This window comes from Catenovulum sediminis, from assembly GCF_007289895.1.
Lineage (GTDB): Bacteria > Pseudomonadota > Gammaproteobacteria > Enterobacterales > Alteromonadaceae > Catenovulum > Catenovulum sediminis.
On sequence record NZ_CP041660.1, the window covers coordinates 1,115,893 to 1,133,666 of the forward strand.

Annotated in this window: 8 protein-coding genes; 2 read left to right on the forward strand and 6 right to left on the reverse strand. The window is 41.9% G+C overall.

Annotated elements, in window-relative coordinates:
* Positions 1 to 18: 18 nt before the first annotated feature.
* From FNT16_RS04340 to FNT16_RS04355, 4 genes are all read right to left on the reverse strand, one after another.
* The gene (locus FNT16_RS04340) at positions 19 to 1,701 is read right to left on the reverse strand and encodes a cyclic peptide export ABC transporter (protein ID WP_143870396.1); all 1,683 of its coding nucleotides are present in this window, start codon (positions 1,699 to 1,701) and stop codon (positions 19 to 21) included.
* A 2-nt stretch (positions 1,702 to 1,703) separates the two neighbouring features.
* Positions 1,704 to 4,019, reverse strand: coding sequence for a penicillin acylase family protein (locus FNT16_RS04345; RefSeq protein WP_185976687.1), 2,316 nt, complete (start codon positions 4,017 to 4,019; stop codon positions 1,704 to 1,706).
* A gap of 285 nt (positions 4,020 to 4,304) precedes the next feature.
* Positions 4,305 to 7,316, reverse strand: coding sequence for a TonB-dependent receptor (locus FNT16_RS04350; RefSeq protein WP_143870398.1), 3,012 nt, complete (start codon positions 7,314 to 7,316; stop codon positions 4,305 to 4,307).
* Positions 7,317 to 7,446: 130 nt separating this feature from the next.
* The gene (locus FNT16_RS04355; protein ID WP_185976688.1) at positions 7,447 to 11,178 is read right to left on the reverse strand and encodes a carbohydrate binding domain-containing protein; all 3,732 of its coding nucleotides are present in this window, start codon (positions 11,176 to 11,178) and stop codon (positions 7,447 to 7,449) included.
* Positions 11,179 to 11,463: 285 nt separating this feature from the next.
* On the opposite strand from FNT16_RS04355, the gene FNT16_RS04360 reads away from it, so the two are divergent.
* Positions 11,464 to 12,630, forward strand: a complete 1,167-nt coding sequence (locus tag FNT16_RS04360) for a sensor histidine kinase (RefSeq protein ID WP_143870400.1) — start codon at positions 11,464 to 11,466, stop codon at positions 12,628 to 12,630.
* 15 nt (positions 12,631 to 12,645) lie between these two features.
* A complete protein-coding gene (locus FNT16_RS04365; RefSeq protein WP_143870401.1) occupies positions 12,646 to 13,458 on the forward strand; it encodes a LytR/AlgR family response regulator transcription factor in 813 nt (270 codons plus the stop codon).
* Between the two features lie 22 nt (positions 13,459 to 13,480).
* On the opposite strand, the gene FNT16_RS04370 is transcribed toward FNT16_RS04365, so the two are convergent.
* Both FNT16_RS04370 and FNT16_RS04375 read right to left on the reverse strand, forming a co-directional pair.
* Positions 13,481 to 15,028, reverse strand: coding sequence for a tryptophan halogenase family protein (locus FNT16_RS04370; RefSeq protein ID WP_425456688.1), 1,548 nt, complete (start codon positions 15,026 to 15,028; stop codon positions 13,481 to 13,483).
* A gap of 136 nt (positions 15,029 to 15,164) precedes the next feature.
* The gene (locus FNT16_RS04375; RefSeq protein WP_246072360.1) at positions 15,165 to 17,747 is read right to left on the reverse strand and encodes a glycoside hydrolase family 3 protein; all 2,583 of its coding nucleotides are present in this window, start codon (positions 17,745 to 17,747) and stop codon (positions 15,165 to 15,167) included.
* Positions 17,748 to 17,774: the final 27 nt, after the last annotated feature.

Genomic DNA, 17,774 nt, shown 5'->3' on the forward strand with positions numbered 1-17,774 from the left:
TATTTAACCTTGCCCGGCTTAACAGGCTAGTGCAGGTTTTTGCGTTAATTGTTTGATGTCTCTGACACTTCCTTGCTCCATAATGATTATTTGATCAGCACAGTCAAAATACCTGTCATCATGAGAGATAACGATGACCATTTTTCCGCTTGATTTCAGCATGGGTAAAATGTCTTGATAGAATATTTTTTTAAATCTGGGGTCTTGGTCGGCCGCCCATTCATCAAATAAACAGATGGGTTTGTCATCTAACAACAATGCCAACAATGCAAGCCGCTTTCTTTGTCCATCGGAAAGTGCTGTGGTATCTAATCTATGATTGACGACACTGACCTTGTCGGCTAATTCAAGCTTTTCCAGATAAGATTGGATTTTGTTTTGTTGGTGTTCACCGTATATTTTTTCAAAAACGAAAAAGTCGGTGTAAATAGCTGAAATTAAGCTGCGAGCTTGTCTTATATTATGCTTGTCTATTTGCTGATCCCCGATATAAACCGCACCAGAGCTTGGCAAATAATGCATTGATATCAACTTAGATAGCGTTGACTTCCCTGAACCGTTCCCCCCAACGATAAAGGTAATTTGCGATTTTTTAAGTTCAAAACAAACATTGTTCAGTGCAAATTGATTGGTCCGGTTTGGATAATAATAACTCACCTGATGTAATTTAAGACGGTCCCACTGCTGGATACTTTGCTTTTGCTCTGCTAAGTCTTCTTCGGTGAGTTCTTGGTAGAACGTTTTAATTTTTTTAAGTGCAACTTTACCTTGCTGTAATTCTCCCATCGCATTGAGAATAATACCGACAGGCCCGGTTAGGTAAAGCAGAGCCAGCACGATGCCAAACAACTCAGTGGTCGTAATGCTATATAAATAAGGCAAATGAAATATCACAGCACCAATCACCAAAAATGAAATCATTTCGCCGTAAACTTGCGCAAATATAATGATACTTTTACCTTTAACATCCGCGGATAATCCGCTTTTTTCAGGCTCAAACAACTCTTCTTCTATGTATTGCTCTGCACGTTGGTGGTTTAGTTTTAGTTCTTTGGCACCATAAATTAATCCTTTCACTCCCAACTGGACTTGGTCGTAATATTCCCGTGATTTAGAGAAAAATCTAAGACCGATGAATATTGGTAATTGGTAACAAACAACCGAAATAAACAAGCAAGCAATAACGAAGAAAAAAACCTGTGAATTCAGATAAATTAGATAGCCTAAAGTACCCAACACAGTCACCAGACTAATCCAAATGACGGGTAAATTGGCTGCAGCAACTGTTAAGGCAGGTATATCGACATTGAGCAAATTGATGAGTTTTGCCTGCCCAATACGCTCTAAATTGGCATACGGGAGTGCATTAATGCGCTTATATAGACTGATTCGATGAACAACAGAAGCACGTTCGGCAATATACATCGACAATATTGTCGATGTCGACTTTATCGCCACAATGCCAATACAGATAAGTACAAAAACCCATCCCATTTCGCTGGTCGGTGAATTAAAGAAATTATAATTTTCAACGCTCAGTTGATTGTTAACAGACTTATCAGAGGCTGTTGCATACAAGATAAAGGGGATCAGTGTGGCATAACTTAAACCAGTTATGATACCCAGTAAAATAGAGGCAAAAAACAAATTAGGTGATACTCGCCAAAACAAGTCTGATATATTTTTAAGTTCCATATTCATAATTAATTAGCTTTGATTTTGGGTTTTAGCGTGAGTCGCTTATTGTGAAAATTAGTCAATAGTAGGATATATTTGCCCTGATGGTGGAAGGCGATTAAATCATCGTAATGCTGGCTCAAAACATTGCCTGATTGACCTGTTGAAATACTAAAAAGGGAGTTTTTGTCATTTTTCAAATCAATAATCTGGCGATAACTTGGACCAAAAAATTGATTGAAACGACTGTCTTCCATTAAGCTAACAGGCGCAACATTAACCGTATCGCCACCACCAGGACTTGCAATTGAGCGATGAAAGACTTCAGATAAAATGCTATCTGGCGACTTGGGAGAGTGAGGCGCTTGTATATTATCGCTTAGCGGAAAATGAGGATACTGAGCAATATGTAGTTTTGACCACTGCCATGTTGACATATCAGTACCCAACTTTTGCACTAACTCATTAAGAGCGTGATCTAATGCATAAATTAAAAGCTGGTCGCAACTTTCAATTGTTTGCGCGGTTTCAAGGTAATCACACCATTCCGATTGTCCGTCTAACAGTACTGTTTCAATAAATTTCTGATTTTCTTGGCGCATCAAAGAATCAAGTGCCTGCAGGTTATGCTGCACTCGCGACGACTTTGCCGAGTCATCCTCCAATAACAAGCGATTAAAATGTGCAGTCCAAGCAGCAAACAAACTGGCTTCAGGGCTAGTTAATTGCATATTGCCATCCCATTTCTTTAGTAAATTTATCGCTTCGGTTTGTTGTGGCGAACGTGTTTGTATTTGCAACATTCGCGCTAACAGCTTTGACTTTGCCGGATGCAAAACATCCAGTTGAATCTGTTTAAAATGCTCTACGGATAATATTCTATCTGCGTTTTTAAGCAGATGGGTGATGCGCTTCGCGCGGTAATCTTCTGCCCAATCTGATGTAATTGGATATGGATAATCATCAGCCAATACGTTGTTATTGGCTGTAACAATCATACCACTTTCAGGGTTGAACAAAGTCGGCCATTCATTTTGAGCTATCCAACCTTGCCAATCACTTTCGGATAGCCAGCCTTTAGCTGGAACTGCCCCTGAATGGACTCGTTTTGGAAATTTTCCAGGTGCAAGATAGCCGATATTGCCTTGTTTATCGGCATAGACAAAATTATGAATTGGAGCGACAAAGCTACTCAACGCTTGATTAAACTGTTGCCAGTTTTGCGCATAGTTGATATTCAAGAAACTAGAAAAAGTGCCGCCTTGTTGTTCATCGCCAATCCACCGCAAACTATAAGCATAACTATTGTGTGAACCTTGCAAATCGCTTAATAGTGGTCCCCGGTGTGTGCGACGTATTACGACAGAATATGGCGCTTTTTCTTTTTCTAAAAACCCAGGTTTTATTTTTATCTGCTCAACAGTCACGTCCATATCCAGATATTCACCGTCGACTTCATACTGATTGATGTTGTCTGGATTAATTTTTTCTAAATACGCATCTTGAGTATCAGCCATCATATTAGTTAAACCCCAAGCTATATTTTGATTGTGACCAATCACCACAAAGGGTAAACCTGGGAATGTTGCACCAGATACCTTGAGCTGTTTTGTATTTATATCAGCCAAGTAAAAAATCGAGGGGATAGAATTAGTCAAATGTGGATCATTTGCCAATAACGGCATACCACTGCCAGTATGCTGACCTGAGACCACCCAACTGTTACTACCAATGTATGACTTAGGGCTTAAATATTCTGTAGGAAGAATATTTGCAGCGGCTCTATCAATCGCGCGATTATCTGCAATTTTAGCCATGAGTGCGTTAGTTTTGCTTAAACCGACAGTTTGTATCAACTCAGAGCGCTGCAACTCAGCAGATAAGTTTGTCGACAGCTGCACAGTCATCAGCTGCATCCACAGCAGTGAATCTACCTCTGTCCAAGCTTTTGGCTGAAATCCATAAAGCAGGTACTCAATAGGCAATAAATCGAGTTGTTTAATCCCCGCATTCACGCCTTGGACATAATGCTCTAGCACCTTTTTCTCTCTCTGTGGCAAATTCTGCCACATGCGCTCTGCATTTTTTTGTAACCTCAGAGTACGCATAAAAATGTCGGATTGCAGCGAAGATGCACCCAGTATTTCACTTAACTGACCTGATGCTGTTTTACGATTCATTTCCATTTGCCATAGTCGATTTTGCGCATGGGCAAAACCTAGGGCAAAAAATGCATCTAAATCTTCTTCTGCTTGGATATGAGCAACTCCGTTAGCATCATATTGAATGAAGGTTTCATCCAAAATATGTTCAAGTGCTAACTGGCCATCTTTCTTTGGCAAACTAAAAGACAACCAATAGACAAATAAAATAAAGATTAAACTAAGAGGTAAGACGAGAAATATAATCACCCTAGATAGCAGGGGGTAATGATTAAAATAATTTACATTCTTATTTTTTTTATTGGCAGCGAAAAAAGTAAGCGCTTTCAAAGAAAACAATGGCTTGTCCTTTTTTATATTTATTATTCGTATTTTTAGCGCGTTAAAGGTTACCAACTATAAACGGCGCAATGTTCGATTTAAAACATTACGCCGCTAAGTACTTCACAAAACGTCATATTTCATTTAGAAACTATAACGGCCACCCACTATATACCGTGGTCCATATTGGCGAGCATATAAAAACTGCTCTTCAAAACGTCCGTAACCTTGCTCAGTTTCATTATTTAGGTTTACACCATCAAAAAACACTGTCAGGCTATCGGAAACATCATAGTTGATACTCATATCCCACTGTGCAAATTCACGCGCAAATTGCGGGGGCGCTTCAGATGAGCCTTGCGATTGACCTTGGCCAATCAAATGCGCATCACGCCATGCGTAAGTCGCTTTAATTGACAGTCCATCTTTTTCATAAAACGCCTGAAAGTTCATTGAATCGCTGATACCCGGCAAGACAGCTTGCGTGCCTAATACATATGGATCGTAGGTCACATCACCATCAACGATAGTTGCGTTAAACGCAGTACCAAAACCGCTGTCACCAAACAAATGTTGTACAGCAAATTCAGCGCCGTAGACCGAACGTTTACCAACGTTTTCCGGTGAGCTTAACTGCCATGTAATCAAAGGATCTTCTGGATCAGGCAATATTTCACCATCTGCATTACCATGTCCATTAGATAACATTTGTTGGTAGATTGCTGAATCGGTTGGCTGTTCGCCTCGCAGAGTGATTTGATCCACCGCTTCGTTGTATCGCTTACCTTTGTAAATATCATGAACACCCAACTCCTGATGCTGCACGGTTGAACCCTCAATCCAGTCATCGACATCTTTACTGAATAAACCTAACGATAGATAACTGGCATCGTCGTAATAATATTCAAACGAAAGGTCAATATTCGTCGACTGGAATGGTTTTAAGTTTGTATTACCGCGAGAGCCGGTACGTGCACCAATTTTAGGACTGCCGGTAAAAGAGGTCGCGCCGGTTAAATTGCCCAACCCAGCCCGAGTAATCGACTTGCCAACTGAAAAGCGAGCGACAAAATCATCAGTCACATCAACTTTTAAGTCGAACATTGGCAGCAATAAATCATAACTCCCAGTGTAGTTGACTATTTCACCTTCACCGCCATTTTTATAGTAGGTAATCCATTCAGATGCGGCAACCCAGCGCACTTCATCTACGAGCTTGCTAATAGAAGGGCTTTCAACATCTGTTTTTTCATAACGGACACCGGCATTCAGCGTCATCATCATATCCGCAACGTCAAAATCCCATTGCGTTTGCAAATAAAGGCTACTGGTGGTCTCTTCAACCAAACTCCTATCAACCGTATTAAAGTAAGCATCAGGTACATATACGTTGCTACCCATTACTTCTTCGGTTAACACCGCAGTTTGAATTGCAACAACTCTGTCATAGTCATAGCTATAATAATAGTTCGGTGCTAAATCACTGCCACCACCAGCGAACGCATCTAGAAAATCCCCGGTATCATGCGTAATAAACATCTCTTCTGGAAATATTTCGGTAAAACTCGGATCAAAACCGGGGCCGCCACGTAACCCACTCCAAGCATTTATACCACTGAGTGACTGATCTATCACAGCCGCACCAAATTTAACCACAGCCAAAGGCGAATTCAGCGTACTATACCAAGTCACATCGGCCTGTACTTGGTCGACTTTAGATTCGCCGGGTGAATGTAAAAACTGGCTAAAATTTGAATCAATATCAGCGGCATGTAACTGGTTTGTACCATTGTTCCACAACACATTTACGTGTGGCACTTCGCCATTACGATAATCATAGGTTTTTGAAGTGAGCTTATCTGAGCCTAAAATAACTTGGCCTGAGTTGCCGCTGCCTTTGTCTGCACCATTGTCAATTTCACTTTTGGCGCTGTGTAGGTCAAAATTAAAGTGTAAATCATCAGTGATTTGCCAGTCTAAGTTAAAGCCAGTTGATTTAGAGTCGACTTCAGTGGTGCCTTTACTGGCGCTGAAAGAACCATCATCACCACCGATGTTGGCAAAAACGGCGGTCCCATTTTTATCCAATTCATAAGCATTGATATTCGCACCAAAGTTATTCCAAATACCCCAGCCAACTGATTCAGTTGCGGTTGTCGCCAAAGTAACTGTATGGTCTAAAGTGAAAATGATATTGTCTTTTGGCGAATATTGCAGTGTTACCTGTCCATTGGTGCGTTCTCGTCGAGAGTTTTCAATACCGTAGTTCATATCTTTTGGAAAGAAAAATGGAGAAACCGCCTCACCGGTAGATTTGTCAGTAAACGCGTTAATTAGGTTACCTTGTGCATCAACTGGACGATTATCTACGACCGCGCCACTTGGGCTAAAAGGTAATTCTATGCCCTTAGCATTGTCTTGATTGTCAACATAGCCATATTGCCAACCTTGAATACTCGCTTGTTGTTTTTGAAAGTCACGTCTGTGGTGTGAAATCGTCGCCGAGACACCGAGCATGCCATCCCTAAAAGTATCACTATAAATAGCGGCCCACTCTGGTGTCACATCATCACCTTCCACATTGGACGTATCCATTATAGCTTTGCCCATCACAGCTAAAGTGCGACCAGGAGATTTAAGCGGTTTATTGGTCACAATATTAACCGTTGCGCCTAAACCACCGGTTGGTGTTTCAGCCGAGGCTGTTTTTTTAATTTCTAATGCGCTGACGCCTTCTGATGATAAATTTTCAAAACTAAATGAGCGGGAAAACCCAGTACCCGGCATTTGACGACCATTTAGTGTCACCAGATTGAAATCAGGACCAAAACCGCGAACCGTAATCTGACTGCCCTCACCGTTTGAGCGGCTGATGGTTACCCCAGTAATACGCTGTAATGATTCCGCTAAGTTGGTGTCTGGAAATTTCCCCATCTCTTCTGCTGAAATAGCGTCCATCACGCCCATAGTATCGCGTTTTAAATCCATTGAACGAATTAAACTACCGCGGATCCCTTTTACTTTAATAACTTCGACATCTTCAGCCTGTTCCATACTGGTTTCTTCGGCTGCATTTATAGTGGTAGACATCGCTGCACCAAAAATTAAAAACAATGACGATGCTAGTTTTGTTTTTTTAAAGTTAATTAATTTCATAACTTTCTCTTCTAAAAATTTTGTTTCGTTGATTGACCACAAACCGCTTTCTTTCAAGCTGATTTTTCATGGGGTCAACACTCTTTGCTGAGGTGGCGTCACCACCTCTTAAACTTTAAATGTCGAAACCTTAGTTCTGGATTTTCACACTGACATTGTCCAATTGAACTTCACCGACAGCAGCCCCCATATCAAATAATACGCGGCTGGTCACATCACCAAAATCAGGGGTAAAGGTGAAAGTATATGTGGTCCAGTTGGCTGTTAAAGATACGGTTTCAGTGACACTTGACCAAGGTGCCATGTCTAATCCTAAACCCGCTAGAATATCTCGTGAATCTGCAGAGCGAGCGTCAAAGCTCAGTACATAGGTTGTGCCTGCAACAATCTCCATTGCCTGTTTTAAGCTAACATCCCAAGGGTTACCTGCAGCCTGTACGTTGGCACTGAAAATACCGTTACTGATACTTTCGGCCATGCCATCACTGCCGCCCCAGTTGGCAGATGAATCAAAGGTGCCATTGGTGAGTATTTCACTGCCCAAGTTGCCGCCCGAGCCATTACCTGAATCACCAGAACCCTGCACCTGTACACTGACATTGTCTAATTGAACTTGACCGACAGCGGCGCCCATATCGAAAAATACTCGATTGTTGGCGTCACCAAAATCTGGCGTGAAGGTAAAAGTATATGTTGTCCAGTTTGGCGTTAAAGATACCGTTTCAGTGACGCTTGACCATGGATCATAATCCAATCCAAGACCCGCAATGATGGCGCGTGAGTCATCTGAGCGCGCATCAAAACTCATCACATAAGTGGTGCCGGCAACCAATGTAATCGGGTGTTTTAAACTCACATCCCAAGGATTCCCTGCTGCCTGTACGTTGGCACTGAAAATACCGTTACTGATACTATCGGCCATACCATCACTGCCACCCCAGTTACCTGCTGCATCAAATGAACTTGATGCTACCAGTTCATTTCCGTCGCCTCCACTAGAGTCATCGCCACCAGTATCACCGCCAGTATCACCGCCAGTATCACCGCCAGTATCACCGTCAGCATCACCGCCCGAGCCATTATCATCTGGGTTTTGGTTAGCTGAAGGTACGCCAAAGAATACATTATCAATACGGTAAACCGCACCAGTACCTGTGGCCCATTGCGGGAATACCATAATGATATCAATCGCCGATACATCTAAACCTGCCGATACCAAATCAAGCAATGGGAAGGTATAAGATTGCCACTCTCCTAATTTTGGTGCTTCACCTTGTTTACTAGTCGTTAAATTAACCTCAGCGGCGGTCGCACCACCGGTACTTTCTACTTTTAAAAACCACTCAGTTTCACCCGCGGTTGGCATGTTCATCACTTTCAAATCAAAGCGTAAAACACCGTCATTGATAATGTCATTCACGTTGGCAACACCACCGGTATCACGACCAAAGAAACCAACAACGGTGCCGCCGTCACTGCCTTCACCGATCGTAAATTCTGCAGTTGCACCATACTCAGCATCATCTTCCACTTCAATTTGCGGTAAAAATGCACAGCAGTCCCACAAGGTCCAGCCACTTTGTAAGGTATCTTTGTATACCGTATAAATTTCATCGTAAATGGTATTATCTGGGCCTTTGGGCGTATCTGTGCCACCATCGACCGGGCCTGAACTATGGATTTTAACGTTATCTAAACGAAAGACTGCACCATCCCCTTGACCCCAAGTTGGGAAAACCAGCACAACATCAATAGCAGATACGTCAAACCCACTTTCAACAAAAGGTTTTAACGGAATACTATAGTGCATCCACTCATCTAAAACCGGATTTTCAGGTAATCGCACATCCGCTTCAGTGCCACCTAAGGCAGTACCACCATTTGATTCGATTTTGATAAACCATGGTGTATTTGCATTTGCTGGCGGGTTAACTAACTTAAGATCAAACTCGATAACACCCGACTGAGATAAAGAGCTGCCGTCAAACGGATAACCTGAGCCACCTTGATCTTCGCGTACGTTAAAACCAACAACAGCAGACCCATTTATATTAAATTCAGCCACGTTGCCGTGCTCTGCGTCATCTGAGACGATTACAGGTACAAGATCACTTTCACCATTTGCGACACGCGAATCCCACATTGGCCAGTTTGGATTGGCGTCGTCTTCAAACAAGGTGAGTTTAGCCCCTTCAAACGCGGCGCCAATGGTTAAGTTATCGACCCAAAACTCGCCCTCTGCGTTAACAAATTTGATCGCCGTAATAGCCGATGAATCAATACCTAATTCGCGAAAGGTTCCTAGATTAAAAACAAAATGCTGCCATTCACCAATTGTCGGTGTGATCCCATCTAAATTATCCGCTAATCCAACGGCCGCCGTTTCTAAGCGCTGCGCTGAGCCAAAACTATTTACATCCGCAAATTGAACTTGTGTCTCTTCTTCAGAGCCTGATTCAATTTTTAACATCCAGTTTGAAATATCTGTTGCATTGACAACTCTCAGATCAAACTCAATTTTTGCATCATCCGGTAATAAGGTGCCATCATATGCCGTACCTGAGAAACCAACGTCAACGCTGGCATCTGAATTGACAAAATGCGCAACGTCTCCATAGACATCATCACCTGAATCCAGCACTTGTGCGCTATCACCACCGGTCAAAGCCCAAGCTGAATTAGCGTCCTCAAATAAATCAACACCGACTGGTACCGGTAAAATAGGCGGTACAGGTACCGGCGCAGCCCCTTTCACATAGGTATTGTTGTAATAATCAGAATTAATCGTGGCACAACCTTTACCTGTTGCGGGATCTTTAGCGCACTGGTAAACCCGTACATAATCGATTTGTAAGGCATTACCGTTGACATAGGCGCTATGGTCAACACCTTGCGCCAAGGAGCCATTATCATCACCCACAAAATATTGATGCGACTGGTGATTCCGACCTGCCCATTTACCACCGACAGCGTTGTTTAGGATAATGAAAAAGTCTTGATCAAATGGCGCTGTAGAATAAACCGTTTCTTTTTCACCGGCCGGGTTAAAGTACTCGGTATACCAACCTTTGGTGCTTAAGCCGTTTGCTTCACCATCAATGGGTCGGTAGGTTACTTCAGAATCTCTTTGATAGGCAAAAAGGATGTCATCAACATACCAACGTATCTCGCCTTCTTCCCATTCAATAGCATAAGTGTGGAAATCAAGCTCCGGGCTTTGCTCCGCAGGCATTTGATAATCCGTTCCTGAATAATCATGATTATTGCCGACCAAAGGACCATAGTGCAAAGTGCCATGAATGTGCGTATCGATATCACCATCCGATCGCTCTTCGCCAATATTTACCCATTCGATAATGTCGATTTCACCCGAGTTTGGCCAACCGCCATAAACATCATCCGCAGGCATCATCCAACCTGCGGCAAAAGTACCTTGCCCTTTTGGTGACTTAGCGCGAATTTCAACCCGGCCATAAGTCCACTCGGCTTTCCCTTTAGTTACGATTCTGGATGAGGTGTAAGGCAAAGGTAAATCACTCCCCTCAGGTGCAGGGCGCGCAACAATATTTAAAATGCCATTGTCTATAAATAAGTTTTCTGGTGAATCTGTGTAACATTGCTCTTCGTCATTACCGCCTCTGTTACAGTTGACTTCAAAACTCCAGTTATCCATATTGAGTGAATCACCATCAAACTCGTCACTCCATACCAATTGCCAATCGCTACTCGGCGTTCTTAAATCAGGCTGGGTAAAATCTGATTCTGTTTTTATATCTTCTGTACACCCAACCAGCGCCGCAGCAGCAAGGCTAAACGGTAGCAAGCGCCAACATGCTGCTTGCTTAACACCTTTGAACATCATAGTTGTCTCCGAATAAGTAAAACTAAGCATCGGCGATTAGATTCCCTCCATACTCTTAACCAGAACGAAAGCGAATACACGACCGAAATTGTAAATATTGGATACTAGATGTAACATAAAGGTAAATTGCAATATAATAAAAATCGACAAATCGGGTCTGATTGAAGATAAAGCGGACAAGATAAAATTTTCAACCATTTAGCAATGAGATGAAACGGCTAGATTAAGCGTTTAACCGGATACCTAAATCAAACAAATAATTCATAAAAGGTTAAAATTAACAACATGAATGAAACGCTAGAAGTATTTGGAAAAGACGCCGTGTTCGAGCAAAAAAATGTCTCTAAGTTAATCGAAAACACACTTGGAAAAGCACCGGTAATTTTGTTTCGTTATTGTCAGTTAGGTTTTTGGCTGTTCAGTTGCTTAATTAGTTATACCACCCTAACATTATGGTATGGTCAGTATGATCTACCGCATTTTGCACATATTATTGTACAAGCAATTATGGGCTTGGTTTTATCTCTGCTATTACAAAAAGCCTTTCTAAAAGCTTGGCACTTTTCTAATACGTACCGTTTTTTATTAGGTTTACTGTTAATCATCATCTTTTCATTAATTTGGACGCTCGGTAGAATGTACGCGTTTACATTAATGACTGAAGAAAAAGATATTTGGTGGAACTTCGGCGGCTGGTATTTCACCGGTATTTTTATATTTACTTCTTGGAGCGCCATGTTTCATGGCGTAATTTACTACCAACTGTTACAAGTTGAACATCAAATATTGCTCAATGCAGAAAAAAAGTCACAAGAAGAATATGTGATGCGTATACAAGCACAAAACATTGCGCGTGATGCACAACTCAAAATGTTACGCTATCAACTGAATCCGCATTTTCTCTCTAATAGTTTAAATGCAGTCAATGCATTGATCGAAGCTCAGGAAAACACCACGGCTCAGAAAATGGTGGTCAGCTTGAGCCAGTTTTTACGCTACTCATTAGATAATGACCCAAATACCAAAGTGCCACTGCAGCAAGAAGTAAAAGCACTTTATTTATATTTAGAAATTGAAAAAGTACGGTTTGGCGAGCGCCTCGATTTTGACCTATCATTAGACGGAAATGCTGAAAAAGCTCTGATTCCAAGCTTTCTATTGCAGCCAATAATTGAAAATTCGATGAAACACGCAGTCGCTAAAAGTGAAGACGGCGGTAAAATAAGTTTGCTGGCAAATATTGCGCAGAACAATTTGTGTATCGAGATTTCAGACTCAGGAGACAGCACCTCTGGGCAAAAACCCTCAGCTAAAGCTAAAGGGGTCGGCTTAGACAATATCCAAAAGAGACTCACAGCGCTTTACCCAAACAAGCATATTTTAGATTTTGAGTGGCGCCCCGAAGGTGGGTTAAAGACCATTATTCAAATTCCCTTTGAGACGACTGCTTAATCAGAGAAATACAAAATGACAAAAAAAATACGAACCCTGATAGTCGACGATGAACCACTTGCGCTTAAGCTACTACGCGCTAAATTAGCAAAATTTGATGAGCTGGAGATTATTGGGGAATGTAAAAACGGACGTGAAGCAATACAAGCGATATTAGATCAAACCCCCGATCTGATTTTTTTGGATATTCAAATGCCGGGGATAAATGGTTTTGAAGTCATTCAAAAAATACAATCAGAGCTGACGCCTCTTGTGGTGTTTGCCACTGCATTTGAACAATATGCATTGGATGCATTTGATGTGAATGCGGTTGACTATATTCTAAAACCCATCGATCAAGAACATGTAGAGCGAGCTGTACTGCGCGCAAAAAAGCGATTAGAGACTCAGTTGCCTAATACCGAAAAATCAAAGGTCATTGGCGCCATTAATAGTATTAGCCATCAAACACATAATGAACCGACAGTGCCGAATACGGCGACTGATAACCAGCACAAACGTAAAATTGTGATTAAAGATGGCGATGAAATCTCTATTCTATATCAAGAAGATATTGAATGGATTGATGCTGCAGGCGACTATTGCTGTGTGCATGCCGATGGCGTAACTTATATTAAACGCTCGACAATTCGTGATCTACTCAATGAATTGGATGAAAATTTATTTAAGCGCGTTCATCGCTCAACGATTATTAATTTATCGTATATCACTAAAGTTAACCCCTTACCTAAAGGTGAATATTTTGTCCATTTAGGCGAACATGAAAGAGTAAAAGTCAGCCGTACCTACAAAGAAGCGATAAAAGAATATTTGGCTCTAATTGAATAAAAAACAAAGCCCAAAACATGCCTTAACGGGTAAGATTTTGTAATAGTTCGCGGTTTTTAGGCAAATTGGCAACTGCTTGACGAATCATTCGTTCATTTTGAGCAAACAGCGCATTTGCTTTCTCCTGTTCCTGATACAAATAACGATATTGAGAAAAATCAGTTTCAAATCCCATCCCATATAATACATATAAATAACTCGCGGCAGGAAACAGTTCGTACGTACTGCTAAAATCAACACTTGAAGGCGCGCGCGTGCGCCATAGTTTAAGTTGTTCCTGTAAAGTTTGAGGAATTGAACTAAGATTTTGATTGTCGAGCCAAAACGAACTATCTGTTCTTTTACTCAAGCAATAGTGAAGCTTCAAGAAATCGATTATTCGAGACCAACGATACAAAAAGCTATCGTTAAAGCGTTTTGCAATAATTTCTGTTTGCTCAATATTTCTGGGTAACTGCTCGGCGATAAAAGATGCCGACATTTCGACAAGTATTAAAGCAGAAGCTTCTAGTGGCTCCAAAAATCCAGCTGATAACCCCACTGCAACACAGTTTTTGTGCCAGAAACGACGCCTATGACCAGAGCGTATTGCTATTTTCCGATAGTCGAACACTTTGGCAGCCTCAGAGTTGATGCTTTTAACATAACCCAATAAAGCCTGTGCGGCGTGCTCTTCATTGGTATGTGCGCTAGAATAAACGTGACCAATACCTCGTCGAGTAGGTAACCCAATATCCCAAATCCAGCCAGCCGTTTGCGCGGTCGATATTGTATGGGACGCTATATCTTGCTCAGGTGATTGATAAGGTACATGTAATGCTAACGCTGAATCGATAAATAACACATCGTTTTTATCTTCAAAGGGGATCTGATAATGTTGCCCCAATAAAATTGAAGAAAAACCGCTACAGTCTACGAATAAATCGCCGTTAAGCTCTCCGTGCTGTTTAGTCAACAAGGAACGGATGCGACCATCTGTATGGCTATTAACCGCTGTAACATGATCGACCACATGCTTCACGCCTAACTGACTAATTGCATGTTTTTTTAATAATGTTGAAAACTTGCCTGCATCTAAATGATATGCATAGTTTGCCACACTTTCATAGTCTGGCGTTGTCGCCATTTTCGGAGCCAAACCTTTTTCACAAATAGCTTCTTGAAAGCAGACGGCTTCTGAATAAGCTTGCTTTCCTCTTATATCTAAAGCCCAATAGGGGCTTAAATCAATGCTCGGGAAACCTTGCGGTAAAATCAGCGGATGATAGTAGAAATCATTTTCTTCGGCTGTTTTCCAATTGACAAATTTAGCCCCCTGCTTAAAACTCGCATCGCATTCTTTTAAAAATTCTTTTTCTGAGAGGCCAATTGCTTTTAAGGTATTACGCATAGTAGGCCAAGTCCCTTCACCTACCCCAACTGGAGGTACTTCAGATGATTCAATTAATAGCACTTCTACCTGTCTGTTAGCACTATCTTTAGTCTTATGATATGAAGCAATTCTAGCTGCGGTCAGCCACCCTGCACTACCGCCACCAACAACTATAACTTTAGTTACTTCATTCATCATATCTCCTGGTTTTCTTTCAGAACGTCAAAAATCAATTATTCATTAAATCAGTATAACCTAATTGTGCTTGTTTATCGTAAAAAAGCCCGCGTACACACTCGCGGGCTTTTAACACAACACGGCCTTAACAGTTAAACTATTCGCAGTTTACATCTGCACTTTCACTGCTTTCGGGTACCAGTTTAATCGCAGCAAAACTTAGTTTAAGAGGCTGTTCTGATTGCAACTTAAATGGCACAAACACTTTACTTAGATCCGCACCAGCCTGCTCAAAACAACTTAAAGCGACACTGATATTCGTCCAACCTTGATTTGCTTTAGCGCGTAATACTCGGCTGATATCAACACCACCGGTGCAATCCGCACCATCACATGCCATGCTTAACCAGACTGGACCTTTGATATCACTTTCTACGTTGATATCAATTGTCATTGCAGCATCCGCTTCTATGTATGCACGTAAATCTTCTGGGAAAGCAGCGCCTAACGAAACACTGGCTTCACCACCTTTCCACTTCACCTGTCTGGCATCTTCCTGCACATCTTTATCTAATGTACTGATTTCAATATTAGACAATGCAACAAATTTAGAGTCCATGCCTTTGCGTTCGTTACCACTACTGATAGTGAGGCTCCATGGTGCCTGTGCGCTGCGTTCAAATAATGCACGCGCTAACATTTCTTCATCTGGGTTACTACCCGCAACTTCTGACAACTCATCTGCCAAGACATTGTTATCGCCATAGCTTAAGCCAAAGCCATAAGGCAATAACGGGTTGTATTCTTCATCAAAACGATTCACCGGTCCTTGGTCGGCAAATGCAGGCCATGAATAAGACAGACGTCCGGTAAAGTCGTAACGAACTTTGCCTTGTTTATCGCTAAATAGAACATCAGCGACACCTGCACCTTCAGAACCAGGCAACCAAGCGACAACAAAAGCATCTGATGCATTTAATTCTGGGTTCACCCAAAGCGCACGACCGGTGATAAAGACAGAAACGACCGGGATACCATCCGCTTTCAATTTTTTCAATAAGGCCAAATCAGTTTTATTGCCACGTTGATACTCTAGGTTGCTGATATCACCATTACCTTCTGCATATGGCTCTTCACCAAAAACAACAATCGCGATATCGGGTTTTTGCTGGTATGCACCATCAACACTTAATACAGCTTTGCCACCTGCGGCTTGCACCGTTTGCTGGATGCCATCATAAATTGACGAGCCACCTGGGAAATCAGAGTTTTTATTACCAGTCCCCTGCCAAGTAATTGTCCAGCCGCCAGATTGTTTACCGATATTGTCAGCCCCATCTCCGGCAACCAAAACATTCATATTAGGTTTAAGCGGCAATATTTGATTTTTGTTTTTTAGCATCACCAAAGATTGGCGCACAGCTTTACGAGCAACCGCTCTGTGTTCTGCAGCACCAATTAATTCTTTTTTACCCGCTAATGGGCGATTCGCCGGTGAAGGTTTTTCAAATAATCCAGCACGAACTTTGACTCTTAATATACGAGTAACCGCATCGTCTAAACGCGCTTGACTAATTACACCAGATTTCACTTGAGCAACCGTATTTTCATACAGTTTTTTCCACTCATTCGGTGCCATGTAAATATCTAAACCTGCATTCATTGCCTGAGCACAATCTTCGTTGGTACAGCCTTTTATTTGACCGTGACCGCTCCAGTCACCAACGACAAAACCATCAAACCCCATTTTGTCTTTTAATACGTCGGTTAAAAAGTATTTGTTGCCGTGCATTTTGACACCGTGCCAGCTATTAAATGAAGCCATTACCGACTGAGCACCCACAGCGATACCCGAAACATAACCTTGCGCATGGATATCAAATAGTTCTTGCTCACTATCTAAATTGTTACCTTGGTCATCCCCTTTTTCTGTGCCACCATCGCCAAGAAAGTGTTTAACAGTTGAAATAACACGTTGGTCACTCAAAAAGTCTTCATCGGCTGCACCTTGCAAGCCTTGTACGATAGACGCTGAATAAGCTTTTACAATTTCAGGATCTTCCGAATAACCTTCGTAAGTGCGGCCCCATCTATCATCACGCACAACCGCTACCGTCGGTGCAAAAACCCAGTCAATACCTGTGGCCATGACTTCTTTAGCTGTCGCTTCAGCAATTTCTCGAATCAATTCTGGATTATTTGCAGCGCCTAAACCTATATTGTGCGGAAACAATGTGGCACCTATCACATTATTGTGACCATGCACAGCATCGGTGCCCCACATTGTAGGTATAGTGCTACCATCGAGTGAATCATCTATCGAGGCTTGATATAAATCTTCAGCTAGCTTTATCCAATCATCTGGTGTCGCATGTTTGTTACGCCCTGGGAAAGAGCCACCGCCGTTGAGATACGACCCGAAGCCATATTTGCGCATGTCTTCAACCGTAATAGAGCCAATTTCCGGCTGGATAGTTTGCGCAACTTTTTGCTCAATTGTCATACCGGATAAAAGTTCTGCGACTTTTGCTTCTACTGCAGGATCTTGTTTCACCGCAATATCCAGTGTTGGCCAAATTGAAACATTTCCGTTACGTGGATCTATTTTTTTAGCCTCAGTTTCAGCCTGTTGCACGTGCGTTTTTGCGTTATCGGCTGTATTGCTACACCCCATCGCAGATATCATACCTATAGCCATAACGGTCAGCCGTAGAGAAGGTTGCTTTGTATAATCGTTCATTGTCTAATCCTAACTATTCAGAAAAAC